Source organism: Micromonospora xinjiangensis, assembly GCF_056150165.1.
On sequence record NZ_JAXCFO010000001.1, the window covers coordinates 1,032,874 to 1,057,462 of the forward strand.

Annotated in this window: 23 protein-coding genes; 7 read left to right on the plus strand and 16 right to left on the minus strand. The window is 73.7% G+C overall.

Annotated elements, in window-relative coordinates; all coding sequences use genetic code 11:
* Window positions 1-294: 294 nt before the first annotated feature.
* Entirely contained in the window at window positions 295-1,308 is a 1,014-nt protein-coding gene (locus tag SM573_RS04955; RefSeq protein ID WP_474611842.1) for a stage II sporulation protein M, read from the minus strand.
* 33 nt (window positions 1,309-1,341) lie between these two features.
* On the opposite strand from SM573_RS04955, the gene SM573_RS04960 reads away from it, so the two are divergent.
* Window positions 1,342-2,382, plus strand: a complete 1,041-nt coding sequence (locus tag SM573_RS04960; RefSeq protein ID WP_474615574.1) for an RDD family protein — start codon at window positions 1,342-1,344, stop codon at window positions 2,380-2,382.
* A gap of 133 nt (window positions 2,383-2,515) precedes the next feature.
* The gene (locus SM573_RS04965; protein ID WP_474611840.1) at window positions 2,516-2,668 is read left to right on the plus strand and encodes a hypothetical protein; all 153 of its coding nucleotides are present in this window, start codon (window positions 2,516-2,518) and stop codon (window positions 2,666-2,668) included.
* Window positions 2,669-2,854: 186 nt separating this feature from the next.
* Here SM573_RS04965 and ahcY read toward each other — a convergent pair whose 3' ends face one another.
* From ahcY to SM573_RS05020, 11 genes are all read right to left on the minus strand, one after another.
* Entirely contained in the window at window positions 2,855-4,351 is a 1,497-nt protein-coding gene (gene ahcY / locus SM573_RS04970; RefSeq protein ID WP_474611839.1) for an adenosylhomocysteinase, read from the minus strand.
* Between the two features lie 320 nt (window positions 4,352-4,671).
* Window positions 4,672-5,835, minus strand: coding sequence for a mannose-6-phosphate isomerase, class I (manA, locus tag SM573_RS04975; protein ID WP_474611838.1), 1,164 nt, complete (start codon window positions 5,833-5,835; stop codon window positions 4,672-4,674).
* Between the two features lie 3 nt (window positions 5,836-5,838).
* Window positions 5,839-6,846, minus strand: coding sequence for a cation diffusion facilitator family transporter (locus tag SM573_RS04980; RefSeq protein ID WP_474611837.1), 1,008 nt, complete (start codon window positions 6,844-6,846; stop codon window positions 5,839-5,841).
* A 67-nt stretch (window positions 6,847-6,913) separates the two neighbouring features.
* Complete coding sequence (locus SM573_RS04985) at window positions 6,914-8,110, minus strand: SIS domain-containing protein (protein ID WP_474611836.1); 1,197 nt, start codon at window positions 8,108-8,110, stop codon at window positions 6,914-6,916.
* The gene (locus tag SM573_RS04990) at window positions 8,107-8,292 is read right to left on the minus strand and encodes a Trm112 family protein (protein ID WP_474611835.1); all 186 of its coding nucleotides are present in this window, start codon (window positions 8,290-8,292) and stop codon (window positions 8,107-8,109) included. The genes SM573_RS04985 and SM573_RS04990 overlap by 4 nt, the downstream gene beginning before the upstream one ends.
* 61 nt (window positions 8,293-8,353) lie before the next feature.
* Complete coding sequence (locus SM573_RS04995; protein WP_474615575.1) at window positions 8,354-9,739, minus strand: phosphomannomutase/phosphoglucomutase; 1,386 nt, start codon at window positions 9,737-9,739, stop codon at window positions 8,354-8,356.
* Window positions 9,740-9,807: 68 nt separating this feature from the next.
* Entirely contained in the window at window positions 9,808-11,025 is a 1,218-nt protein-coding gene (locus SM573_RS05000) for a hypothetical protein (RefSeq protein ID WP_474615576.1), read from the minus strand.
* 240 nt (window positions 11,026-11,265) lie between these two features.
* Window positions 11,266-11,970, minus strand: a complete 705-nt coding sequence (nfi, locus tag SM573_RS05005; protein WP_474611832.1) for a deoxyribonuclease V — start codon at window positions 11,968-11,970, stop codon at window positions 11,266-11,268.
* A 29-nt stretch (window positions 11,971-11,999) separates the two neighbouring features.
* The gene (locus tag SM573_RS05010) at window positions 12,000-12,596 is read right to left on the minus strand and encodes a DinB family protein (RefSeq protein WP_474611831.1); all 597 of its coding nucleotides are present in this window, start codon (window positions 12,594-12,596) and stop codon (window positions 12,000-12,002) included.
* 47 nt (window positions 12,597-12,643) lie between these two features.
* The gene (locus SM573_RS05015) at window positions 12,644-12,796 is read right to left on the minus strand and encodes a hypothetical protein (RefSeq protein ID WP_474611830.1); all 153 of its coding nucleotides are present in this window, start codon (window positions 12,794-12,796) and stop codon (window positions 12,644-12,646) included.
* A 9-nt stretch (window positions 12,797-12,805) separates the two neighbouring features.
* Window positions 12,806-14,245: an aldehyde dehydrogenase family protein gene (locus tag SM573_RS05020; protein WP_474611829.1), complete on the minus strand. Its 1,440-nt coding sequence runs from the start codon at window positions 14,243-14,245 to the stop codon at window positions 12,806-12,808.
* A gap of 141 nt (window positions 14,246-14,386) precedes the next feature.
* On the opposite strand from SM573_RS05020, the gene SM573_RS05025 reads away from it, so the two are divergent.
* The 5 genes from SM573_RS05025 to SM573_RS05045 all read left to right on the plus strand — a co-directional run bounded on the left by SM573_RS05025 (window position 14,387) and on the right by SM573_RS05045 (window position 19,642).
* Window positions 14,387-15,823, plus strand: coding sequence for a gamma-aminobutyraldehyde dehydrogenase (locus SM573_RS05025; protein WP_474611828.1), 1,437 nt, complete (start codon window positions 14,387-14,389; stop codon window positions 15,821-15,823).
* Window positions 15,824-15,883: 60 nt separating this feature from the next.
* The gene (gene gabT / locus SM573_RS05030; protein WP_474615577.1) at window positions 15,884-17,155 is read left to right on the plus strand and encodes a 4-aminobutyrate--2-oxoglutarate transaminase; all 1,272 of its coding nucleotides are present in this window, start codon (window positions 15,884-15,886) and stop codon (window positions 17,153-17,155) included.
* A gap of 185 nt (window positions 17,156-17,340) precedes the next feature.
* The gene (locus SM573_RS05035) at window positions 17,341-17,757 is read left to right on the plus strand and encodes a GntR family transcriptional regulator (RefSeq protein ID WP_474611826.1); all 417 of its coding nucleotides are present in this window, start codon (window positions 17,341-17,343) and stop codon (window positions 17,755-17,757) included.
* A gap of 11 nt (window positions 17,758-17,768) precedes the next feature.
* Entirely contained in the window at window positions 17,769-18,656 is an 888-nt protein-coding gene (locus tag SM573_RS05040; protein WP_474611825.1) for an ABC transporter ATP-binding protein, read from the plus strand.
* Window positions 18,653-19,642 carry a transporter gene (locus SM573_RS05045; RefSeq protein WP_474615578.1) on the plus strand — a complete coding sequence of 330 codons (990 nt, stop codon included), beginning with the start codon at window positions 18,653-18,655 and terminating at the stop codon, window positions 19,640-19,642. Before SM573_RS05040 ends, SM573_RS05045 begins: the two co-directional genes overlap by 4 nt.
* Before the next feature lie 146 nt (window positions 19,643-19,788).
* Here SM573_RS05045 and SM573_RS05050 read toward each other — a convergent pair whose 3' ends face one another.
* The 4 genes from SM573_RS05050 to SM573_RS05065 form a co-directional block, all read right to left on the minus strand.
* The gene (locus SM573_RS05050) at window positions 19,789-20,499 is read right to left on the minus strand and encodes an RlpA-like double-psi beta-barrel domain-containing protein (RefSeq protein WP_474615579.1); all 711 of its coding nucleotides are present in this window, start codon (window positions 20,497-20,499) and stop codon (window positions 19,789-19,791) included.
* 80 nt (window positions 20,500-20,579) lie between these two features.
* Window positions 20,580-21,215 carry a M15 family metallopeptidase gene (locus SM573_RS05055; protein WP_474615580.1) on the minus strand — a complete coding sequence of 212 codons (636 nt, stop codon included), beginning with the start codon at window positions 21,213-21,215 and terminating at the stop codon, window positions 20,580-20,582.
* Window positions 21,212-22,345 carry a D-alanine--D-alanine ligase family protein gene (locus tag SM573_RS05060; RefSeq protein ID WP_474615581.1) on the minus strand — a complete coding sequence of 378 codons (1,134 nt, stop codon included), beginning with the start codon at window positions 22,343-22,345 and terminating at the stop codon, window positions 21,212-21,214. The genes SM573_RS05055 and SM573_RS05060 overlap by 4 nt, the downstream gene beginning before the upstream one ends.
* On the minus strand, window positions 22,342-24,525 hold the full coding sequence (locus SM573_RS05065; RefSeq protein ID WP_474615582.1) for a pyridoxal-phosphate dependent enzyme: 2,184 nt from the start codon (window positions 24,523-24,525) through the stop codon (window positions 22,342-22,344). The genes SM573_RS05060 and SM573_RS05065 overlap by 4 nt, the downstream gene beginning before the upstream one ends.
* Between the last annotated feature and the right edge of the window lie 64 nt (window positions 24,526-24,589).

A 24,589-nucleotide genomic window follows, 5' to 3' on the forward strand; every position in this document is an offset into this window, starting at 1 on the left:
CGTGACCGACCGTCGCGTCCCACCCACCCGCACCACCCCCTTTGCTCTGCACCCGAATGTGCACCGGTGACGCCGCGTCACGGCTCCTCACCACGAACGCCGGCACCTCGCACGCGTCTGCGCAGGTCCAGACGATGGCGCATATGCGGGTGCAGAGCAAAGCGCCGGAAGGGGGCTCGTCGATCCCGCGAGGATGGTGACCGTCCGTGATGTGATGCAGCGTGGCGTTCGGCGCCGACGGTCACCGGTGCCGCGCGCCCGCGCCAGGCGAGGACGTCCGCGTCGGCACGCCGTTCATCGCGCGCCTTCGCGCGGTTCCGCACCCACCGAGCCGCGCTCATCGGGGGAAGCGCCGTCGGTCGGCGGGTGGACGGCCCGGTGGCCGAGGATGAGGACGTACGCGAGGAAGGCGAGCCACACGGCGGCGCCGAGGCCGACGCGGAGCGGGACCGGCACCGGCGCCGGGGTGACGAACGCCTCGACGAGCGCGGACACCGCGAACACCCCGACGAGCCCGACCGCGACCAGGATCGCCGCCCGCCCGGCGCGCGCCACCGCCTGCCCTCGGGTCAGGTCCGCCGGAGGCGAGATCCAGGCCCAGCCGGTCCGCAGCCCGACCCCGGCGGCCACGAACACCCCCGTCAGCTCCAGCAGGCCGTGCGGGGTGATGAGGCCGAAGAAGACCTCCTCACGGCCGTAGGAGACCATGACGCCGCCCACCACGCCGATGTTGAGCGCGTTCTGCCAGAGCAGGTAGAACACCGGCACGACGAGCACCCCGGACGCCAGGCACTGCGCGGCGATCCAGGCGTTGTGCGTCCAGAGGTGGAAGGCGAAGGTCGGCGCGGAGAACTCGGTGTAGTAGCCGGCGAAGCCCGACTCCACCAGCTCGGCCGCCGCCTCGTCGCCGATCAGCGCCGCGGCGCTGTCCGGATTGCCGCCGACGAACCAGATCAGGAAGAAGGTGAGCGCGCTGAAGCCCGTCGCCACAGCGCACCACCACGGCCAGGCCCGGTAGACCGCTCCCGGGAAACCGGCGACCAGAAAGTGCGTGACGGCGCGCAGCGACGGGTGGGGGCGGCCCGTGATCCGCGTCCGGGCGCGCAGCACCAACTGGGAGAGCTGGCTGACCAGCGCGGGATCGGGTGCGCGACTGCGCAGCACGGAGAGCTGCGTGGCCGTCCGCTGGTAGAGGGCGAGCAGCTCGTCCACCTCGGCGGCGTCGAGATGGCGACGCCCGCACAGCTCGTCGAGGCGCCGCCACTGACCACCGTGCTCCATGACGTACGCGTCGAGATCCACGCTCACCCCCGTCCGGCGATCATAGTGTTCACTGTCGGGGTGAGCGTGCAACCGTCGTCGCCGACGCCCGCCCGTCCGGGCGCCCTCCGCTGGAACGACGCCGGGCTGATCAGCGGTGAGGCCGTGGAGCTGGACGTCCGGGTGGCCCGGCTCGGCTCCCGGGTGCTCGCCCTCCTGCTCGACGTGCTGGTCCAGCTGGCGGCCGCGCTGGTGCTGGCCGTGTTGATGGCGCTCCTCTTCGCCGCGCTGCCGTTCGAGCTGGTCGACGCCGCGCTGAACAGCGCCACCGGCACCCTCTCGATGGTCCTGGTGCTGGTCGGCTACCCGGTGCTCATGGAGCGGCTCAACAACGGCCGGACGGTGGGCAAGCTCGCCGTCGGCCTGCGGGTGATCAGCGCGGACGGCAGTCGCGTCGGGCTGCGGCAGTCGCTCACCCGGGCGCTCGTGGGCGTCGCCGTGGAGTGGCCCGGCCTCATCCTGCCGCTGGTCAGCTGGGTGGCCGGCGTCACCGTGATGCTCACCGACCGTCGTGGCCGCCGCCTCGGCGACCTGGTGGCCGGCACGCTGGTGGTGCACACCCGTACCGCCGCCGTCTGGCGGCCGGTCCCGACCGCCGTGCCGCCGCTGGTGAACTGGGCGTACACGGTGGACCTGAGCCGGCTCGACGACGACCTGGCGTTGGCCGCGCGGCACTACCTCGCGCGGGTGCACCAGCTCGTGGAGCCGGACCGCACCCGACTGGCCCGTGGGCTCTGGGCGGAGGTGGCGGCCGTGACCACACCGCCCCCGCCGCTGGCCGCGCCGGAGACCGTCTACCTGGCGGCCGTGCTCGGCGAACGGCACCGCCGGGCCGTGCACCGGCTGCAACGGTCGCGGGCGGCCACCGCGGCGCTCTGGCCGGAGCTGGTGCCCGCGCCGCGGACCAGGTCCATCCGGCCGGCCGTGCCCGAGACGGTCGCGCCGGTGCCCCGGCCAGCGGCGCCGCCCGGCCCGCCCGCACAGACGCCCCGGCCTCCGGCGCCGCCCGGCCCGCCCGCACAGACGCCCCGGCCTCCGGCGCCGCCGCAGCCCGGCGGCTGACCGGACACCCCACCGCACGGCGGCTGTGGCAGGATTCCGGCACGTCCCTACGCGCAGACAGGACGACCGTGCCTGACGACGTCTCCACCCGCCTCATCGCGCCCGCCGGCGCCCCGACGGTCGGGCCGCGACGGTGAGGGGCTTCGGCCCCTGGCTCGCGGTGCTGGCCGTGGTCGTCCTGCTGAGCGCGCTGCGCCTGCGGCCGCTCGCGACGGCGGTTTCGCTGGCCTGGCTCGCCTGGTGCGTCTGGACCTGGGTGCGCCCCCGCCGCCGCGGCCCGGACTGACCCCGCACCCCGACTCCGGACTCGCGCGCCGCGACCCCGGGCCGACCGGGCCCCGACCACGCGGGTGGACGCTGGCCTGCCGGTCGGCCGGTCCGCCCCGGCGGGACCGCTCTCCGCGCACGGAGGCCGTAGACGCGCACCGGGCCGGCCGCGTGCGCGGCCGGCCCGGTGCGGGTGACTCTCGGGTCAGTAGCGGTAGTGCTCGGGCTTGAACGGGCCCTCGACCGGCACGCCGAGGTAGGCGGCCTGCTCCTTGGTGAGGGTGCTCAGCTTGGCGCCAAGGGCGTCCAGGTGCAGGCGGGCGACCTTCTCGTCGAGGTGCTTCGGCAGCACGTAGACGCCGATCGGGTACTCCTCGGTCTTCGTGAACAGCTCGATCTGCGCGATCGTCTGGTTGGAGAACGAGTTCGACATCACGAAGCTCGGGTGACCGGTCGCGTTGCCGAGATTCAGCAGGCGCCCCTCGGAGAGCACGATGATCGCGTGGCCGTCGTCGAAGCGCCAGAGGTCGACCTGCGGCTTGATGTTCTCCCGGGTGACGTCGGGGCGCTTGGCCAGGCCGGCCATGTCGATCTCGTTGTCGAAGTGGCCGATGTTGCCCACGATGGCCTGGTGCTTCATCCGGGCCATGTGCTCGTGGGTGATGACGTTGAAGCACCCGGTGGCCGTCACGAAGATGTCGGCCTGCTCCACCACGTCGTCCAGCGTGGCCACCTGGTAACCGTCCATCGCCGCCTGGAGCGCGCAGATCGGGTCGACCTCGGTCACCACGACCCGGGCGCCCTGGCCCCGCAGCGACTCCGCGCAGCCCTTGCCCACGTCGCCGTAGCCCATGACGACCGCCATCTTGCCGCCGATCAGCACGTCGGTGGCCCGGTTGATGCCGTCGATGAGCGAGTGTCGGCAGCCGTACTTGTTGTCGAACTTGCTCTTGGTCACCGAGTCGTTCACGTTGATGGCCGGGAAGAGCAGCGTGCCGTCGCGCTGCATCTCGTAGAGCCGGTGCACGCCGGTCGTGGTCTCCTCGGTGACGCCCTTGATGCCGGCCGCGATCCGGGTCCAGCGCTGGCCGTCCTCGGCGAGGGAGCGGTGCAGCAGCTTGAGGATGACCGCGTACTCCTCGGAGTCGGCGGACTCGACCGGCGGCACGGCGCCGGCCTTCTCGAACTCGGCGCCCTTGTGCACGAGCAGGGTGGCGTCACCGCCGTCGTCGAGGATCATGTTCGGGCCCTGCCCGTCCGGCCAGGTGAGCACCTGCTCGGTGCACCACCAGTACTCCTCCAGCGTCTCGCCCTTCCAGGCGTAGACCGGGACGCCGGCGGGCGCGTCGGGGGTGCCGTTCGGCCCGACCACGATCGCGGCGGCGGCGTGGTCCTGGGTGGAGAAGATGTTGCAGGACGCCCAGCGGACCTGCGCGCCGAGCGCGACCAGGGTCTCGATCAGGACCGCGGTCTGGATGGTCATGTGCAGCGACCCGGTGACCCGCGCGCCGGCCAGCGGCTGCGCGTCGGCGAACTCGCGGCGGATCGCCATCAGGCCGGGCATCTCGTGCTCGGCGAGCCGGATCTCCTTGCGCCCGAACTCGGCGAGCGACAGATCCGCCACCTTGTAGTCGCCGTCGGCGACGCTGCTCGGCCGGGCCTCGGACGGCGTGCCGCTGGCCGCCGGGAGGGTGCTGGTCATGGAAGCTCCTGTCGGACGATGTGCTGCGCGACCCTCCACCTTACGCGCGCCGACGGACGCGCGTCGGGGGCGGCCGGCGTCGGCGACCGTGGACAGCGCACGGGGCGGTCGGTCGTGAACGGACTCTCCGTCCACCAGCCGGCCGCCCCGTGCATCCCCCCGGTTTGGTTCCCCGCGCGTTCTCGGACCGTCGTCGCGATAACGCTGCGTACCCATAGAGTCACACTGCGCTAGGCCTGCGTCAAGCTATTTCGGGAAAGTCGGACTTGCGCTTGAGCGCCGATCCTCGACGACCAGTCGCCCGCCCCACGTCGGCCGGTTCAGCGCACGCCGCACGAGGCCACGTACGCCTCGCCAGCCCCGCTGATCTTCAGCGGCCCCGCCTCCGCGCTGCCCACCGCCGCCTGGCCCCGCGACAACGTCAGCACGCCGGTCCCGTCGTCGACCGTGACCGTGCCGTTCACGCAGAGCACGACGCGCGGACCGACGACCGGCAGGTCCACCTCCGACGCCTCGCCGCCGACCGTCGCCCGGTGCAGCACGAAGTCGTCCACCGGCACCGGCCAGGAGTCCAGCCCCGGCCCTTCGGGCTGTGCCGAGAGCACCGGCTTCTCCAGCACCTCGAACCGCAACACCCGCAGCAACTCGTCCACGTCCACCCGCTTCGGGGTGAGCCCGCCGCGCAGGACGTTGTCACTGGCCGCCATGATCTCGACACCGCAGCCGTGCAGGTAGGCGTGCAGGTTGCCGGCCGGCATCCAGATCGCCTCACCGGGCGCCAGCTCGACGTGGTTGAGCAGCAGCGCGACCAGCACCCCCGGATCGGCGGGGTACTTGGCGGCCAGCGCCCGGGCCAGCTCCGCGTCCGGCCCCTCCGCCGGGGCGGCCACCACCGCCGCCACCAGCCCCGCCCGCTCCTCCTGCGGCCAGGTCAGCAGCGTGCGGACGGCCGTACGCAGACCCGGCAGACCGGTCCGCAGCGCCGCCACGACCGGCTCCACCTCCGGTACGCCGAACGCGGCGAGCGCCCGAGCCGAGTCCGCGGGATCGCGAAACCCGCAGAGCGCCTGGAACGGCGAGAGCGCCACCAGGAGTTCCGGCTTGTGGTACGGGTCGACGTAGTTGCGCTCCCCCGCCGGGCGCGCCAGATCCGCCGCGTGCCCGGCCCGCGCCTGCCCGGCGTCGGGATGGGCCTGGAGGCTCAGCGGCGCGTCGGCGGCGAGCACCTTGAGCAGGAACGGCAACCGCGCACCGAACCGGTTGGCGACGTCCCGGCCCAGCCACCGCTCCGGTTCGGCCGTGAGGACGTCCAGCAGGCTGACCCGGCTGCCGTCACGCTCGACGGCAGCCGGGGCACCCGGGTGGGCGCCGAGCCACAGCTCCGCCTCGGGGCCGTCGCTCGGCACCGGACGCCCCTGCAGGGACGCGATGGCCGTGCGGGATCCCCAGGCGTAGTCGCGGATCGGGCCGTACAACAGCTCCACGTGTCAGCTCCCCGGCCGCTGGGCCGCGTCGTCGGTCGTGTCCTCGCGAGCCGGCGCGGCGGTGTGCGACGCGGATCCGGTGCCCGCGCGCGCGGCGGAGGCGCTGTAGATGTCCGGCTCCAGGTAGATGACCCGGGCGATCGGCACGGCGGCGCGGATGCGCGCCTCGACGGCGTTGATGCCCCGGGCCACCTCCTCGGCGGTCTCGCACGCCGACACACCCACCTTCGCGGCCACCATCAGCTCCTCCGGGCCGAGGTAGAGCGTCTTCATGTGGATGATCCGCTCGACCTCCGGGCCGGCCGTCACGGCCCGCTCGATGGCGGCCAGGTCGTGCGACTCCGCGCCCTCACCGAGCAGCAGACTCTTCGTCTCGATGGCGAGCACGATGGCGATGGTCACCAGCAGGAGACCGATCATCGCGGTGCCCAACGCGTCCCACCGGCCGTTGTGCGTCACCAGCGTCATGCTGACGCCGAAGAGCGCGAAGATCAGGCCGACCAGCGCGCCGAAGTCCTCCAGCAGCACGACCGGCAACTCCGGGGCCTTCGCCCGGCGGATGAACTTCACCCAGGACTGCTTGCCCCGCAGCGGGTTGGACTCCTTGATGGCCGTCCGGAACGAGAACGACTCCATCACGATGGCCGCGACCAGCACACCCACCGGCACCCAGTGCCAGCTCTCGATCGGGTGCGGGTCCGACCACTTGTGGTAGGCCTCGTAGAGCGCGAACAGCCCACCGACGCTGAACAGCACGATGGCGACGATGAACGCGTAGATGTAGCGCTCCCGACCGTAGCCGAACGGGTGCTGCGGCGTGGCCTCCCGCTTGGCCCGGCGCCCGCCGAGCAGCAGCAGACCCTGGTTGCCCGAGTCCGCGACGGAGTGGATCGCCTCGGCCAGCATCGACGAGGAGTTGGTGAGCAGGAACGCCACGAACTTCGTGATGGCGATGCCGATGTTCGCCAGCAGCGCGGCGACGATCGCCCTGGTCCCGCCTTCGGTGCTCACTTCACCGCTCCCCCGGGCCGCGCGACCCGGGCCGACGCCCGGGTCCCACGCCGCCCACAACGTCCGATCACTGGTTCGACAGCTCCTTCATCTCCGTGATGGCCGGTACCGCCATCGGGTCCAGCCCGTGCGCCAGGGCGAGGTAGATCGAGGCGAAGTCCGGCACCGCCGTCAGCGAGGCGAGCCGCTCCAGCGCGGAGCCGCCCTCGGCGGTCACCACGTCGCAGCGCACGCCCCGCCGCTCGGCCAGTGTCTGCACCGCCTCGGCGCGGCGCTCCTCGACGGCGAGCGGCTCGTCCGCGTCGTCCTCGGCGTTGAGCCCGCCGTCGCGCAGCAGCACCAGGCGCAGCCGCGTCCCCTCCCCGTCGGTCTCGTCAGGGTCGGCGAAGATGTCCCGCTCCCCCTCGGCCAGGCCGCCGAAGACGCCGTCCAGCAGCCCGACGCGGCCCCGCCCGGCCTCGCCGAGCGCACCGGTCACCACCGGGTAGCGCGCGTTCGCCGAGAGGGTGTCACCGAACCGGCGGGCCGCGACGGTGGCGAGCGGCGACGAGCCCCAGACGATCGGGATCGACCCGGCCAGCCCCAGGGCCAGGGACTTCGCCGGGTTGACGAAGGACTCGGCGGTGGGTCGGCACCGGTCGGCGTCCGCGTCGAGCCGGGCCGCGGTCTCGGCCAGGTCCGCCTCGTTGACCTTGACGAGCCCGAGCGTACGGGCGGCGAGCAGCACGGGGACGGTGAGCGCCCAGAGGCTGGCCCGGGCCGGGGCGCGCCGGGGCACCGGGATGAACGGCGCGCGCGCCCGCTCGGCGACCGACTGGAGCTGGGAGTCGGGTGCGCCGACCGCGACGAGCCGGGCGCCCCGGCGGTGCGCGGCCTCGGCGGCGCCGAGCGCCTCGGGGCTGCGGCCGGACGCGCTCACCGCGATGACGACGTCGGCGGCGCCCACCCAGCCGGGCACGCCGGCGCTCCGGTGCGGGATCACCGGCACCGGGCAGCGCGGGCCGGCGACCGTGGCGAGCACGTCCCCGGTCCGGCCGGCGGTGCCGATACCGGCGATGACCACGGCGCGCGGCCGTCCCTCGTCGGCGAGCAGGGACAGGTTCGCCTCGGCCGCCAGCGCGGCCGACTCGCGGACCTGCGCGCCCGCGGAGGCGGTGTGTCGCAGCATGCCGCCCGGGTCGCGCTCGGCGAGCCCGCCGGCGTCGTCCAGGAGCGCCTCGTCGGCCTCCCGGTGCCCGCTGACCCCGGCCGTACCGTCGATCACGGCTGCTGCCCCGGACCGCCGCGCGCCTCGTCGAGCAGCAGCACCGGCACGTCGTCGCGGACCTCGAAGATCCGGCCGCACTCGGTGCAGGTCAACGTCTGCCCCTGCGCGTCGTAGTCGAGCGGTGCGTGATGCGTGTCCGGGCAGGCGAGTATCTCGAGCAACTGCGGATCCAGGGCCACGGCGCGGCTCCTTCCACGTGTGCGGCTTCACCGCCGGCGGTGCCGGGCGGCGCAGGCGATCTTATCGGCGAACCCGGTCGAGCACCTCGTCACGGAGGGAGGTCATCCGGTCCCGGGTGGGCGCCTCGACGTTCAACCGCAGCAGGGGCTCGGTGTTGGAGGCGCGCAGGTTGAACCAGGCACCGTCGGGGAAGCGCAGCGTGAGGCCGTCCATCTCGTCGGCCTCCGCGTCCGGGTACGCCTCGCGTACCTCGCGCATCGTCGCCGCCTGGTCGGCCACGGTGGAGTTGATCTCACCGCTCGCGACGTACCGCTCGTACTCCCCAGCGAGCACCGACAGCGGCAGCGACTGCTCGCCGAGCGCGGCCAGGGTGTGCATGGCGGCGAGCATGCCGGTGTCGGCGAACCAGAAGTCGCGGAAGTAGTAGTGCGCGGAGTGCTCGCCGCCGAAGACCGCGTTGGTGCGGGCCATCTCCGCCTTGATGAAGGAGTGCCCCACCCGGGCCACCACGGGCTCGCCGCCGTGTTCGCGAACGATCTCCGGCACGGCACGCGAACAGATCAGGCCGTGGATGACCGTGCTGCCCGGGTGCTTGGCCAGCTCCCGCGCGGCGACCATCGCGGTGATCGCCGACGGCGAGACCGGCTCGCCCCGCTCGTCCACCACGAAGCAGCGGTCGGCGTCGCCGTCGAAGGCCAGCCCGATGTCCGCGCCGTGCGCGACGACGGCCCGCTGGAGGTCGACCAGGTTCGCCGGGTCGAGGGGGTTGGCCTCGTGGTTGGGGAAGGTGCCGTCGAGTTCGAAGTAGAGCGGCACGATCTCCAGCGGGAGTGCCGACAGCACCTCTTCGCCGAGCACGCTCGGCACGGTGTGCCCGGCCATGCCGTTGCCCGCGTCGACGACCACGCGCAGCGGACGGATGTGCGAGAGGTCGACGAGCTTGCGCAGGTGCGCGGCGTAGTCCGCGAGCATGTCCCGGCGCTCGACCGGACGGGTCGGCTCGCCCGTCGGCCGGGGCTCGTCCTTGTCCAGCAACGCCTGCGCCCGGTCGCGGATCTCGGCGAGACCGCTCTCCTGCCCGATGGGGCGGGCGCCGGAGCGGCACATCTTGATGCCGTTGTAGCGCGCCGGGTTGTGGCTCGCCGTGAACATCGCCCCGGGCAGGTCCAGCGACCCGGCGGCGAAGTAGAGCATGTCCGTCGAGGCGAGACCGATCTCGATGACCGAACGCCCCTCGGCGCGGACGCCCTTCGCGAAGGCGGCGGCCAGGCCGGGCGAGGTGGCTCGCATGTCGTACCCGATCACGACGGCGTCGCCCGGCTCGTCGGTGGCGTTGAGCAGTTGGGCGAACGCGGCACCGAGCACCTCCGCGGCCCGCTCGTCCCACTGGTCCGGCACCGTCCCGCGGACGTCGTACGCCTTTACGATCTGGGACAGATCAGACACCAGTTCACTCCTTGGCCGCAGGTCGTCACGCACCCTGAGCGTATCGGAGGGCGCCCCCCGCGCCTCGCTCAGCCGGGGAGCCGGGGCATGAAGACCGTGTGGTCGCCGCCCGCGCCGGTCGCCTTCGGGTCACCCTCCGGGCCGGACGCGGCGGGAGTCGAGCCGGGAACGACGGGCGGGACGGCACCCGGCTGCGTCGGGATCCGGGCCGGCGGGGCCGAGACCTGGGCGTTCCGCTCACCCGGCAGTGGCCGGGTCGCGTCCGGCCCGCCGGGCAACGGCCGCGTCATGTCCGACTCACCGGGCAACGGCCGCGTCATGTCCGACTCACCGGGCAACGGCCGCGTCACGTCCTTGCCGGCGGTCGGGCGAGCGCCGTACACCCCGCCCGCCGGGCGCTGCGACGGCACGCCGTAGACACCGCCGTGCGCGGGCGGCGCCCCGTACACCTGGCCGGGTCGGCCCGGCGTGGGAGCCGTGCCCCCGGTGGAGCGGTAGGTGGTGCCGCCGGGGCTCGGCAGCACCGGCACGGCGTGCTCCTCGACCGAGGCCTTGTCCGCCTTGGACCGGCGCAGCAGCAGGACGATCAGCAGGGCGCCGAGAGCGACCAGGGCCAGACCGACGAACATCACCGGAGACATCTTCGAGGACCCGGAGGTGTCGGTGGTGTCCGGCGCCCCGGTCGGCTGGGCCAACGCCGCCGGCGTCGCACCGGCTCCCGCCGCCTCGGTGGGCTCCGGGGTCGGGCTCGGCGACGGCTTCTTCGACGGGGTCGGGGAGGCGGTGACCCGCGCACCCTCCAGCCGGGCCGAGTCGGAGCCCCGCCCGAGCGACCGCCCGGTCGCGTTCGTGGCCTCGCCGATCACGTCGAGCCGGCCGCCCGGCGTACCCTCGACGAACGCCACCCGGTAACGCACCGTGATGCCCTTGCCCTTGCAGAGGGTCGGCTTCGCGGGCGAGACGGCCGCCGTGTAGACCGAGCCGCCGGCACCGCTGACAGGCACCGGGAACCAGCGCCCACCGTGGTTGACGTCGACGTTCACCTGCTCCGGGCGGAGGCCGTCCAGGCGGAACCCGAGCGTGGTCCGCAGCATCACGCAGCCGTCGGTGCGCTTGCGTACCGAGATGGTCACGCCCTCGGCCGAGTCGCCGGCCTCGAAGCTGCCGGCGGACCGCACCTGCACCGAGTCGTCGTCGGCGAACGCCGGCGACCCGCCGAGCAGCACCAGGCCACCCAGCAGCGCGCAGACGGTCGCGAGTCGCGCCGCGTGCCGACGTATCGACATGATCACCTCGCCGTTCCTCCCCGGGTGGGGTACGGCGGCCAGGCTACTACCGCCCCACCCGGCCCACCGGTCATAGAGCGCCCCGGATGTGCGCCGCATTACCCTCCTCCCCGCAGGTCAACCCTCTTCCGACGAGCGCGTCCGAGGGCGACGAACCGCTCTCGGCCGGACCGCTCGCCCCCGGCGGGGCGGGTCCGGGGGCCGGGCGGGCGGCCGTGCGCCGCGGCCGGTGGGCGCCGGTCAGCCGCCGCCCCGACGGCGACCCGATGCCTGCTCGGCGGTGGCGAGCGCGTCCCGGCAGAGACGGTCGGCCGTCCGCGTGGTCTCCGGCAGCCGGTAGCACGGGGTCAGCGCCAGCACCTGCGCGACAGCGTTGTCGAGGCTCATCCGGTGGCCGACGCTGACGAAGACCGGCTTCACTCCCTCGCGGGTACGCACCACCCGGCCCACCACCTCATCTCCGTCCCGCAGCGCCGACCAGGCACCCCGCTCCGCGGCCGGCGACGCCCACTCACCCACGAGCGGCGTCTTGCCGACACCGATCGCCGGCAGGCCGGTGACGACGCCGAGGTGGCACGCGAGCCCGAACCGGCGCGGATGGGCCAGCCCGTGCCCGTCACAGACGAGCAGCTCGGGGCGGACGGTCAGCCGATCCAGCGCGGCGAGCAGCGCGGGCAACTCCCGGAACGCGAACAGCCCCGGGACGTACGCGAACGCGGGCCGGCCCACGCTCACCGCCCGGTCGACCACCGCGAGCGTCCGGGCGTCGAGCACGGTGACGGCGGCGGCCAGCAGGTCGCCGCTCCCGGCGTACGCCACGTCGAGGCCGGCCACCGTCGCGGGCGCGGAGGGGCCCGGCCCGACCAGGTCGACGCGCGAACGCAACTCCTCCTGTACGGCCACCGCCTCGGCCACGCTGCGCGGCGTCGCCGTCGGGTCCGGCACGGCTGTCGCCCCTCCTCGGGTGCCCCCGGCTACTGGCCGACCCGACCGTCGATCAGCTCGCGGAGCAGGTCCGCGTGGCCGTTGTGCCGCGCGTACTCCTCGATCATGTGGACGAGCAGCTCGCGCAGCGAGATGACCTCCCCATCGCGCTTGCGTCCCGTGGCGCCGAGGTCCGTCCGGCCCACCAGCTGGTCGGCGAACTCGATCTCGGCCCGCCAGTTCCGCCACGCCTCGGCCACCGTCTCGGAATCCGCGATCGCGCCGTTGAAGTCGGCGTCCGGGTCCTCGTCCGTACGGTAGATCGGCGGCGCGTCCTCCCCGGCCATCACCCGGCGGAACCAACCCCGCTCCACCTCGGCCATGTGCCGGACCAGGCCGAGCAGCGAGAGCGTCGAGGGCGGTACGGCGCGCCGGGCCAGCTCCTCCGCGTCGAGGTCGGCGCACTTGAGCTGCAGGGTGAGCCGCTGGTCGCGGAGGTACTCGACGAGGATGGACCGCTCGTCGTCGAAGCCACCCTCCGAGCGCGGATCCTCGTCCGGGTGGATGAACATGTTCGACCAGGCGAAGTTCTGCGTGGGCCGGTGCGCGGCCTTGTCGGTGGCGTCGGGGTCGGGCGAGTCGGCCATACCGCGACCCTCGTGCACATCCACCGTGGCCCGCAAGCCGTTTCCGGCTACTGCCCCTGGTCCGTGCCCAGAGCCGGATCGGCGGCCGGGTCGCCCGCCCGCCGCTGGTCGACGAGCTGCCCACGGGCCATCTGGTCCGCGGCGGCGACCGGCACGCCGGGCTGATCGTGGTCGCCCACGTGCTGCCCGAGTACGACCACCGGCGGCTTCTACAGCTGCACGCCGGTGAGGACGAGCACCCGTGGCTCGGTGTAGTCCTCCATGGCGCTGCGCAGCCCCTCGCGGCCGACGCCGCTGCCCTTCACCCCGCCGTACGGCATCTGGTCGGCGCGGTACGACGGCACGTCGCCGACGATCACCCCACCCACCTCCAGGACCCGGCCGGCCCGGAACGCGGTGCGTACGTCGTGGGTGAAGACGCCCGCCTGGAGCCCGTACGCCGAGTCGTTGACGGCGGCGAAGGCGGCGTCGTCGTCCTGCACCCGGCTGACCACCAGCACCGGGCCGAAGACCTCCTCGGCGACGACCCGGGCGTCGGCGGGCACCCCGGAGAGCACGGTCGGTGGGTAGGTCGCCCCGTCGCGCCGGCCGCCGACCTCGATGGTCGCGCCGGCCGTCGCCGCCTCGTCGACCCACGCCTCGACCCGGCGCGCGGCCTCGACGGAGATCATCGGCCCCACGTCGGTCCGCTCGTCGGCCGGGTCGCCGGTGCGCAGCTCCTGGACGGCGGCGACCAGCCGGGGCAGGAAGCCGTCGTAGATCCACTCGTGCACGTAGACCCGCTGGACCGCGATGCACGACTGCCCGGCCTGGTAGTTGGAGAAGGTCGCGATCCGCTGGGCGGCGAAGCCGAGGTCCTCGTCCGCGGCCCAGTCCGCGCAGATGACCGCGGCCGCGTTGCCACCGAGTTCCAGGGTGACGTGCTTGTCGGGCACCGAGCGGCGGATCGCCGCGCCGACCGGGCCGGAGCCGGTGAAGGACACCACGGGCAGCCGCGGGTCGGCGACCAGGTCGCCGGCGCGGTCGTTGGGCACCGGCAGCACCGAGAACATCCCGGCCGGCAGCTCGGTCTCGGCGAGCAGGTCGCCCAGGAGCAGCGCGGAGAGCGGGGTGGCCGGCGCCGGCTTGACGACGATGGGCGCACCGACCGCGATCGCCGGGGCCACCTTGTGCGCCACCAGATTCAGCGGGAAGTTGAAGGGCGTGATGCCCAGCACGGGCCCCCGCGGCACGCGGCGCACGAGGGCGATCCGGCCGGTGGCGGCGGGGTCGGTGTCGAGCCGTTGCAGCTCGCCGGAGAACCGCCGCGCCTCCTCGGCCGCCCACCGGAACGTGGAGACGGCCCGCCCCACCTCGGCGCGGGCCCACTTCAGCGGCTTGCCGTTCTCGTCGGTGACGAGCCGCGCGATCTCGTCAGCCCGCTCGGCGAGCCGCCGGGACACGTGGTCGAGCGCGCTGGCGCGGACGTGCGCCGGCAGGGCCGCGGCCTCCGCGGCCACCGTGGCGGCTGCCGCGACGGCCGTCTCGCACTGGTCGGGCGTGGCCAGGGTGGTACGCCCCACCGGCCGGCCGTCGTAGGGGTGGTGGACGGTCAGCTCGCCCTCGCCGTGGGCGGGACGACCGGCGACGTAGAAGGCTCTCGACTCCACGTCCGCAGCCTAGACGACCCTCCGGTTCACGGAAACAGTCGCCCAAGGGCTTGTATGCCGCGAATTCAGTAGCCAAGATGGCAGTCAAACTGCGATAACCTCCGCTGACCTCATCCCCGGCCACCCCCCTCGGAGACTCCCATGAGTGACCAGCAGCAGCTGCGCAACTTCGTCAACGGCCAGTACGTCGACCCGGTGGACGGTGGATACGCCGACCTGATCGACCCGTGCACGGGCGAGGTCTTCGCGCAGGCGCCGGTCTCCGGCGCGTCCGACGTGGACGCGGCCATGAAGGCCGCCGCCGACGCCTTCGAGACCTGGCGGGACGTGACCCCGGCCGAGCGGCAGAAGGCGCTGCTCAAGCTCGCCGACGCGGTCGAGGCCCGCGCCGCCGAGCTGGTCGACGTGGAGGTGCGCAACACGGGCAAGCCCCGCCAGCTCACCGCCGAGGAGGAGCTGCCGCCCTGCGTCGACCAGTTCCGCTTCTTCGCGGGGGCGGCCCGCCTGCTGGAGGGCCGCTCGGCCGGGGAGTACCTGGCCGGGCACACGTCGTACGTCCGGCGCGAGCCGATCGGCGTGTGCGCCCAGGTCACGCCCTGGAACTACCCGCTCATGATGGCGGTCTGGAAGATCGCCCCGGCGCTCGCCGCCGGCAACACGGTGGTGCTCAAGCCGTCGGACACCACGCCGGCCTCGACGCTGCTGCTCGCCGAGCTGGCCGCCGAGTTCCTCCCGCCGGGGGTGTTCAACGTGGTCTGCGGCGACCGCGACACCGGCCGGGCCCTCGTCTCGCACCCCACGCCGCAGTTCGTGTCGATCACCGGCTCGACCCGAGCCGGCATGGAGGTCGCCGCGGCGGCGGCCCCCGACCTGAAGCGCACACACCTGGAGCTGGGCGGCAAGGCGCCGGTGGTCATCTTCGACGACGCGGACGTCGCGGCGGCGGCCGAGGCGATCGCCGTTGGCGGGTACTTCAACGCGGGGCAGGACTGCACCGCCGCCACCCGGGTGCTGGCCGGCCCCGGCATCCACGACGACTTCGTGGCGGCGCTCGCCGAGCAGGCCCGCGGCACCAGGACCGGCGCCCCGGACGACGAGGACGTGCTCTATGGGCCGCTCAACAACGCCAACCAGCTCGCCCGGGTCGCTGGCTTCGTGGACCGGCTGCCCGACCACGCCCGGCTCCACACCGGCGGCACGCAGGTCGGCGAGCGGGGCTACTTCTACTCCCCGACGGTCGTCTCCGGGGTGCGCCAGGCCGACGAGATCATCCAGCAGGAGGTCTTCGGCCCGGTCATCACCGTGCAGCGCTTCTCCGACGAGGACGAGGCGGTGCGCTGGGCCAACGGCGTCGAGTACGGCCTCTCCGCCTCGGTCTGGACGAAGGACCACGGCCGGGCGATGCGGATGACCCGCCGGCTGGACTTCGGCTGCGTCTGGGTCAACACGCACATCCCCTTCGTCTCGGAGATGCCGCACGGCGGCTTCAAGCACTCGGGGCACGGCAAGGACCTCTCGGTCTACAGCCTGGAGGACTACACCCGGATCAAGCACGTCATGCACCACATCGAGGGCTGACCGGTGGAGGTCACGAGCACATCCGCGGGCACGCCCCGGCCGCGTACCGGGGCTGGCGCGGTGACCAGCTCCGCGGAGCTGCACAAGCGGCGTACGGCGGCGGTGGCCCGGGGTGTGGGCAGCGTCATCGACTCCTACGTGGACAGCGCGGCGGGCGGCACGGTCACCGACGTCGACGGGCGGGAGTGGATCGACTTCGCGGCGGGCATCGCGGTCACCAACGTCGGCAACGCCGCTCCGCGCGTCGTGGAGGCGGTCCGCGCGCAGGTCGAACGCTTCACCCACACCTGCTTCATGGTGGCGCCGTACGAGTCGTACGTGGCGATCTGCGAGCAGCTCAACGGGCTGACCCCGGGCGGGTTCGAGAAGCGGTCGGCGCTGTTCAACTCCGGCGCCGAGGCGGTGGAGAACGCCGTCAAGATCGCGCGCCACGCGACGGGGCGGCCGGCCGTGGTCGTCTTCGACCACGCCTACCACGGGCGGACCAACCTGACCATGGCGCTGACCGCGAAGAACATGCCGTACAAGCACCGGTTCGGGCCGTTCGCCGGGGAGATCTACCGGGTGCCGATGTCGTACCCGCTGCGCGACGGCGGCCTGGACGGCGCGACGGCCGCGGCGCGGGCGATCGAGACGATCGAGAAGCAGGTCGGTGCGGAGAACGTGGCGGCGCTGCTCATCGAGCCGATCCAGGGCGAGGGCGGTTTCGTCGTACCGGCCGAGGGCTTCCTCCCGGCGCTGCGCGAGTGGGCGACGTCGGCCGGCGTGGTGTTCGTGGCCGACGAGATCCAGACCGGGTTCTGCCGGACCGGCGACTGGTTCGCCTGCGAGCACGAGGGCGTGGAACCGGATCTGGTCACGCTCGCCAAGGGGATCGCGGGCGGGCTCCCGCTGGCCGCGGTCACCGGGCGGGCCGAGCTGATGGACGCGGTGCACGTGGGCGGGCTCGGCGGGACGTACGGCGGCAACCCGCTCGCCTGCGCCGCCGCGCTGGCCAGCATCGAGACGATGCGCGAGCGGGACCTGGCGGCCGCGGCCCGGCGGATCGGCGCCGTCATGACGCCCCGCCTGCGCGCCATCGCCGAGCGCGACCCGCGCGTGGCGGACGTCCGCGGCCGGGGCGCCATGCTGGCCGTGGAGTTGGTGCGGCCGGGCACGCTGACCCCCGATCCGGCCGCGACGGCTGCGGTCTCGGCGGCCTGCCACGCGGCCGGCCTGCTCACCCTCACCTGCGGCACGTACGGCAACGTGCTGCGTTTCCTCCCCCCGCTCGTCATCTCCGACGGCGAGCTGGCCCGCGGCCTGGACATCCTGGAGGCCGCTTTCGGCTGACCGAGGTCGGCCCTGTTCGTGGCACGCCACGGGTGTGCGTTTCCCCCCAGGTCCCACCCGTGGTGTGCCACCCCGTCACCGCACCGTCTCTCGACACCACGCGACTTCCCACCACCGGGCACCACGGCGACCCGTCTTGTCCTATAGTCCTACTGTCGTAGGACAATAGAGGGGAGCCTTCGTAGGTGATCGAGTTCGTGCTGGACGCCCGGTCCAAGGTGAACACGTACGTGCAGCTGATCCAGCAGGTCAAGCAGGCCCTACGGGTGGGGCTGCTGGCACCCGGCGACCAGTTGCCGAAGGTCCGCGACGTGGCGCAGTCGCTGGCGATCAACCCGAACACGGTGCTGAAGGCGTACCGCGAGCTGGAAATCGAGGGTCTCGTGGAGGGACGGCCGGGCGTGGGCACGTTCGTCCGCCGCACCCTCGGTGGCCCTCCCCTCGCCGAGCAGACCGACCTGCGTGACGAGCTGGTGGTCTGGCTGCGTCGCGCCCGCGCCGCCGGCCTCACCCCCGAGGACGTCGTCGCGCTGGTCGAGACCACCCTCCGGGCCACGCTCGCCGCCGACGCGGCCCGCGCGCAGACCGCCGCGGCAGGATGAGAGGAGAGCAGATGGACATCGCGCTGGAGGCCGACCGGCTCGGCAAGCGCTACGGACGGCGGTGGGCCCTGCAGGACTGCTCGCTGAGCCTCCCGGCCGGCGGGATCGTCGGCCTCGTGGGCCCCAACGGCGCGGGTAAGAGCACCCTCCTGCACCTCGCCGTCGGCCTGCTCCGACCCGACTCCGGCGAGGTGCGGGTCTTCGGTCGATCGCCGTACGACAACCCGGCGGTCCTGCCGGACATCGGTTTCGTCGCACAGGACACGCCGCTCTACCGCGATTTCACAGCCGCGGAGCTGGTGCACCTCGGTGGCCGGATGAACACGCGCTGGGACGCGGCACTCGCCCGGGATCGGCTGGCCCAGCTCGGGATCCCGCCGAAGCTGGCGGTCGGCAAGCTCTCCGGCGGGCAGCGCGCGCAGGTCGCCCTCGCGCTCGCCCTCGCCAAGCGGCCGAGGCTGCTGCTGCTCGACGAGCCGGTCGCCAGTCTCGACCCGCTCGCCCGCCGCGAGTTCCTCCAGTCGCTGATGGGCAGCGTCACGGACTCCGGGACGACCGTGCTGCTCTCCTCGCACCTGCTCGCCGACCTGGAGCGCACCTGCGACCACCTGATCGTCCTGAACTCCTCCCGGGTCCGGCTCGCCGGCCCGGTCGACGACCTGGTCGCCGCGCACCGGCAGCTGGTGGGGCCCCGGCACGCCGGCGAGCCGATCGCGGGCGTCGGGACTGTTGTACGCGCCCGGCACACCGACCGCCAGTCGACCCTGCTGGCCCGGATCGCCGGGGTCGTCGACCCGGAGTGGACGGTGCACGACGTGACGCTGGAGGACGTGATCCTGGCCTACCTCGCCGACGACGGCACCGCCGTCGTTCGCACCGACTGGGAGGTGCCCGCGTGATCTGGCTGACCTGGCGCCAGCACCGCCGGCAGGCGCTGTTCACCGCACTGGGGCTGGCCGTCCTGGCCGCCCTCATGGTGCCCACCGGCCTGCTGATGCGCGACGCGTACGCCGACAAGGGCCTCGCCGGGTGCCTCCAGACGCTGCGCGACGGGCAGCCCGACCCCGACCGCGCCGAGGCCTGCAACCGGGTCCTGCACCAGTTCACCGACCGGTTCGAGTCGATGAACCTGCTCGGGGTGCTGTTCCTCGTCCTGCCGTTGCTCGTCGGGCTGTTCTGGGGGGCTCCCCTCGTGGCCCGCGAGGTCGAGCAGGGCACCCACCGGTTCGCCTGGACGCAGGGCGTCAGCCGCCGGCGGTGGGCACTGGTCAAGTTCGGCTTCGTCGGCGCGATCACCGCGCTCACCGCCGTGGCCTACGGTCTCGGCATGAGCTGGTGGGCGGCGCCGCTGAGCGGGGCCGGGCAGCAGAGCCGCTTCGACGTCTTCATCTTCGACATGCAGGGCGTCGTCCCGATCGGGTACACCCTCTTCGCGGTCGCCCTCGGCGTCAGCGCCGGCGTGATCTGGCCGCGCATGGTGCCGGCGATGGCCGTCACGCTCGGCGGGTTCATCGGCCTGAGGGTCGTCCTGACCCTCCTAGCCAGACCGCACTACCTGCCCCAGGAGACGCGGACCCTCCCGATCGAGGGCACCGCCGGGGAGCCGGGCACGTTCGGTGACTGGATCATCGACAAGGGGATCCGGGACGCCGGCGGGAATATGGTGATGTCCGGCGCCCAGGCGTGGTGCCCGCAAAACGCCACCGGACCCGCGGGCGGGCCCTGCCGACCGTTGCAGGAGTTCGGCGCCGGCGCCTACAACTGGCAGCTCTACCAGCCGGCCGACCGGTTCTGGCTGTTCCAGGGCATCGAGGCCGGCATCTTCGTGGCGCTGGCCGCGGTGCTGCTCTACCTCGCCGCCCGACGACTCCGCCGGGTGGCCTGACGGGCCGCCCGGCGGCGATGTGCCCGCCGGCTCCCGCCGGGCGGCCCGACGACGTGCCGGACGGGTCCGCCGGGCGCGACGGCAGCGAGGTCGTGGGAGGCGGAGCAGGGGGGCGGGTGGCGCCCGCCCCCCCTGCTCCCTCAACGTCAGCTGAGCAGTTCGACCACGTTGCGCCGGATCACGTTGCGGCCCGGCTCGCGGACCTGGTCCATCGCCGCCGCGTTCAACAGCACACAACTGCCCGACGGGCCGGTCACCGCCACCGTCACCGCCCGCCCGTTGTCCAGATTGGTCACCCGCAACCGGGTGCCCACCGGGAAGCGGTCACTGGTGGCCGCCGGAGCGCCCCCCGCCGCCGAGAACGTCACCGAGCCGGTGCAGACACCGCGCGCCGTCGCACCGCCGGTGGGCGCCGGGGCGGCAGGCTGGCCCGCGCCGGGCCGGGCCGCGCCCGGCTGGGCGCTGCCCGGCCGGGTCTCGCCCGGAGTCGGCGCGGCCACCCCGTCGTCGAGGCGCTCCACGACGTTGCGCCGGATCACGTTCCGGCCCGGCTCGCGGACCTGGTCCATCGCCGCCGCGTTCAACAGCACACAACTGCCCGACGGGCCGGTCACCGCCACCGTCACCGCCCGCCCGTTGTCCAGATTGGTCACCCGCAACCGGGTGCCCACCGGGAAGCGGCCACTGGTGGCCGCCGGAGCGCCCCCCTCCGCCGAGAACGTCACCGAGCCGGAGCAGACGGACTGCCCTGCCGCCGGAGCGGTGTCGGCGAAACCGAGCCCGGTGCCCACCGCCACGACCGCCGCGGCGGCCACCGCCACCGTCGCCGCCAGCATGTGCCTGCGCTGCACCTTCACGTGTCACTCCCGTCGTCCGCTGGTGTCGTACGACGCCTGGTACGGACGGCGGGCCGATTACGTTCAGCGGCGTCCGCGAGTCACGACGGTCCGTAGCGGGTGGACCCCGCTCCGGTCATCAGCGCCCAGTACCGCTCCCCATAGGACCAGTGCCACCACTCGGTCGGGTAGTTCACCAACCCCACCCCGCCGAGCGCCGCCACCAGGATCTCCCGGTTCCGCCGGCCCGCCGCCGAGATGTGCTCCGCCGCCGTGAAGCAGGCGTTCGCACTCGCCTCCGGGGTGGCGTCGACGGCCGTGCCCATGTCCAGCTCGACACCATCGTCGTCACACAGGGTAAGATCGACAGCGCCACCCGTGCTGTGCGGCGCCACCTCCACCGGCGAGACGAACTTGGTGGTCTCCCGGTGCAGCCGCTCCGGCGACCACTGCGGGTACCGCCGCCGCAGCTCGTCCCGGTAGCCGGTGAAGATGGAGAGCTGCGCCTCGTAGGGGCGGTAGCCCTCGATGACCAGCAGCCGCAGGCCGGCCGGCAGCGCGCGCTGCGCGGCCAGCAGACGCTCCGCCACACCGCGCCGCACCCGGGCGTACGCCCCGGCGGGATCGGCGGCGCGGGTGTCCACCCGCAGCTCCGTCAGCTCGCGCAGGTCGACGAAGGGATCCCCGTCGTCCGTGCTCGGCACCGCCGCCACCCGGGGATCGGAGAGCAGGATCATCCCTGGCTCTCCGGCCGTACGCCCGTGGGCCGCTCCGCGTGCCGTGCGAAGGCGAGGTCGACCAGGCGGTTCACGATGTCCCGGTAGCCGACGCCGGACTCGGCCCACACCTTCGGGTACATGGAGTGCGCGGTGAAGCCGGGCATGGTGTTCAGCTCGTTGACGTACAGCTCGCCGTTCGCCTCGTCGTAGAGGAAGTCGACCCGGGCCAGCCCCCAACCGCCGATCGCCTGGAACGCCCGCACGGACAGCTCCCGGATCCGCTCGGCCACCTCGTCGGGCAGCACCGCCGGGACGATCATCGGGTCGGAGTCGCCGAAGTACTTCTGCCGGTAGTCGAACCAGCCGCCCTCCACCCGCACCTCGCCGACCGCCGACGCCTCCGGACGCCAGCCGCCGAGCACGCCACACTCCAGCTCACGACCGGTCACGCCCTGCTCGACGATGACGACGTTGTCGTGCCGCAGCGCCTCCTCGACGGCCGCCGCCAGGTCGTCGCCCTCGCCCACCCGGGAGATGCCGATGGAGGAGCCCATCCGCGACGGCTTGACGAACAGCGGGCGGTTCAGCCCCACCACCAGCTTCTCCGGGTCGTCGGTGGCCCGGTAGGTCTGCGCGTCGAACGAGACCTGCGGGGTGACCGGCACCCCCTCGGCCCGCAGGGCGCGCTTCATGGCCACCTTGTCCATCCCGATGGCGGAGGCGAGGATGCCGCAGCCGACGTACGGGACGCCGATCGACTCGAGCAGGCCCTGTACCACCCCGTCCTCGCCGAACGGGCCGTGCAGCACGGGGAAGACCACGTCCAGCTCGGCGTGGACCGCGCCGGAGGCGTTCACGGCCGTGACGACCGCCGTGCCCGCGCGGTTGCCGGCCCGCAGCTCCACCAGCGGCCCGGTCACCGTGAGCCGGTCGTCGATGGCCCGGCCGCCACCCACACCGACGCGCAGCTCCGCGAACGTGGCATCCGGCACGAGCCGGAAACCGCCGGTGCGGGTCACGCCGATGGCGACCACCCGGTGGCCGGCGTCGGCCAGGGCCCGGGCCACGCCGAGCGCCGAGGCGCAGGACACCTCGTGCTCCGCGGACGGGCCGCCGAACAGAATTCCGATCCGGACAGGCGTGCTCATGCCGCCACCCCTTCCATCGTCGCCAGGTCGGCGAACTGCCGGGTCGCCAACCGGGCGACCAGTTCCGCTTCGACATTTCCGCCGGTCAGCACCACGCCGACCGTGCGGTACCGCTCACGCCCCCGGCCCTGCACGACGGCGCCGGGCCGGTGGACCGCCTCGCCCAGGTCGGCCGCCAACCGCAGCGCGCCGGCCAGCCCCGCCGCCCCCGACGGCTCGGCGAGCACCTTCAGCTCCATCAGGAGCAGCTGGAACGCCGCGGCGATCTGGTCGTCGTCGACCCGTACGACACCGCGGACGGCGTCCCGCGCCACGGCGAAGGGCAGCTCGCCGACGCAGGTCGGGCGCAGCCCGTCCGCGATCGTGGGCGCCGGCGAGACCGGGGTGGGCCGGCCCTCCGCGAGGCTGCGGGCCAGCGAGTCGCAGCCCACCGGCTCCACGCCGTACACCTCGATCGGCGTCCCGGCGGCCGCGAGACACGCCCCCGCGACACCACCGCCACCGCCGACCGGCAATACCAGCGCGTCCAGCGGGGTGCCGGCGCGCTCCGCCTCCTCGATCAGCTCGAGGCTCGCGCTGCCCTGCCCGGCGATGACGTCCGGGTGGTCGTAGGCGTCGATGAGCGGGTGGCCCTGCGTCTCACTGATGTGGCGGGCGGCGGCGATCCGCTCCTCGAGCGTGGTGCCGGCGAAGACGAGCTGCGCGCCCGCCGCCCGGGCCCGGGCCACCTTGGTCGCCGCCGCGTCGACGGGCAGCACCACGGTCGCGGTGAGCCCGTGCCGCCGGGCCGCCAGTGCCACCGCCACCCCGTGGTTGCCGGTGCTCTGCGCCACCACCCCGGTGTGCCCGGCCGCGGCGAGCCGCCCGACCGCCAGCATGGCGCCGCGCATCTTGTACGAGCCGCCGGTCTGCAGGTTCTCCGCCTTCATGAGGATCCGGACGCCGGCCAGCCGGTCGATCGTCGGCGAGTTCAGCACCGGCGTACGCACGACCCGGCCGGACAGCCACCAGGCGGCCTCCTGCACACGGGCCCGGTCCGGTAGGACCGGTGGCGCGGCCGGGGCCGGCGGTTCTGTGCGGGACATCTTCTCTCCTTCGGGTTTGTGCCTCCGGTCGGCGCGGGGCGGCAGCTCGAACAGCCACCACGCGCCGACGGCCAGCAGCCCGCGGTGGACGGCCAGGCTGAGTGCCAGCACCATCGCGGTGAGCAGGACCGGGTATCCGGCCACCAACAGGGCCCGTTCCGGCCCGCTCAGCTGCGTGACCGGGTCGGCGACGAGCCGGTGCAGCAGGGCGAGCACCGGCATGTGGATCACGTAGATCGGCAGCGTGCGGGTGCCGAGCGCGGCGAGGGCCCGGCCGAGCACCCGCTGCCGCCGGGCGACGACGGCCGCCACGGTGAGGCCGAACGCGACCGCCGTGACGGAGACGAGCGGCCACACGCCGAACCAGCGCTCGGCGCCGGCCAGCCCCATGGCGGCCAGCGCCACCGCGTACACCACGGCGGTCCAGACCAGGCGACGGCGGGTGGCGGTCGACGCCCAGCGCGTCAGGCGCGGGCGCAGGTGCACGCCGGCCAGGAAGAACACGAGATTCTGGTAGACGCCGCCCCGGTTGCCGGGGGTGTCGAGCAGGCCGGCGGCCGCGACGGCCGACAGCACTCCCGCCGCCGCGAGCACGACCCCGGGGTGGACCCGCCGCAGCGCCTTGGCCACCACGAAGTAGACAGCCAGCGCGTACAGGTACCAGAGGTTGGACGGCGTGACGGTGAGCTGGGCGAACAACCCGCCGAGGCTGGTGGCCCGGTCGGTCGGGAAGCCGGGGGCGAGCGCCAGCAGGGCGGTGTGGATCAGCAGCCACGCGCCGTAGAGGTAGAGGTTGCGGGCGATCCGCGGCCGGCCGGACACCCGCCACGACCGGGCGACGGCGTTGGCCGCGAAGATGCCGGAGATGGTGAAGAAGAGCGGCATCCGCAGCGGCAGGAGCTGCTCCCCGAGCAGCCCCCACGCCCCCGGCACCGGCACGCCCACCCGCCAGTCGATCTGGAGGTAGTCCTTCACGATCACGTGCCAGACGACGACGAGGATGATGCAGGCGCCCTTCGCCACGTCGGCCCACATCTCGCGGCCCGCCTTCGGGGCGGCCGTGACCGTGGGCAACGGCTGGGTGGCGGTGCTCAACGTGTCTCCTCTCCGGCGGCGCCGCCGGTGCCGGGGCACCGCGGCGGGACCGGTCGTTTCCGGG

Excerpts from the sequence above, each read along its gene's own strand:
- ahcY (WP_474611839.1), bottom strand. The coding sequence starts at position 4,351 with ATGACCAGCACCCTCCCGGCGGCCAGCGGCACGCCGTCCGAGGCCCGG.
- SM573_RS05000 (WP_474615576.1), bottom strand. The coding sequence starts at position 11,025 with ATGTCGATACGTCGGCACGCGGCGCGACTCGCGACCGTCTGCGCGCTG.
- SM573_RS05010 (WP_474611831.1), bottom strand. The coding sequence starts at position 12,596 with ATGGCCGACTCGCCCGACCCCGACGCCACCGACAAGGCCGCGCACCGG.
- SM573_RS05025 (WP_474611828.1), top strand. The coding sequence starts at position 14,387 with ATGAGTGACCAGCAGCAGCTGCGCAACTTCGTCAACGGCCAGTACGTC.
- SM573_RS05040 (WP_474611825.1), top strand. The coding sequence starts at position 17,769 with ATGGACATCGCGCTGGAGGCCGACCGGCTCGGCAAGCGCTACGGACGG.
- SM573_RS05055 (WP_474615580.1), bottom strand. The coding sequence starts at position 21,215 with ATGATCCTGCTCTCCGATCCCCGGGTGGCGGCGGTGCCGAGCACGGAC.
- SM573_RS05060 (WP_474615581.1), bottom strand. The coding sequence starts at position 22,345 with ATGAGCACGCCTGTCCGGATCGGAATTCTGTTCGGCGGCCCGTCCGCG.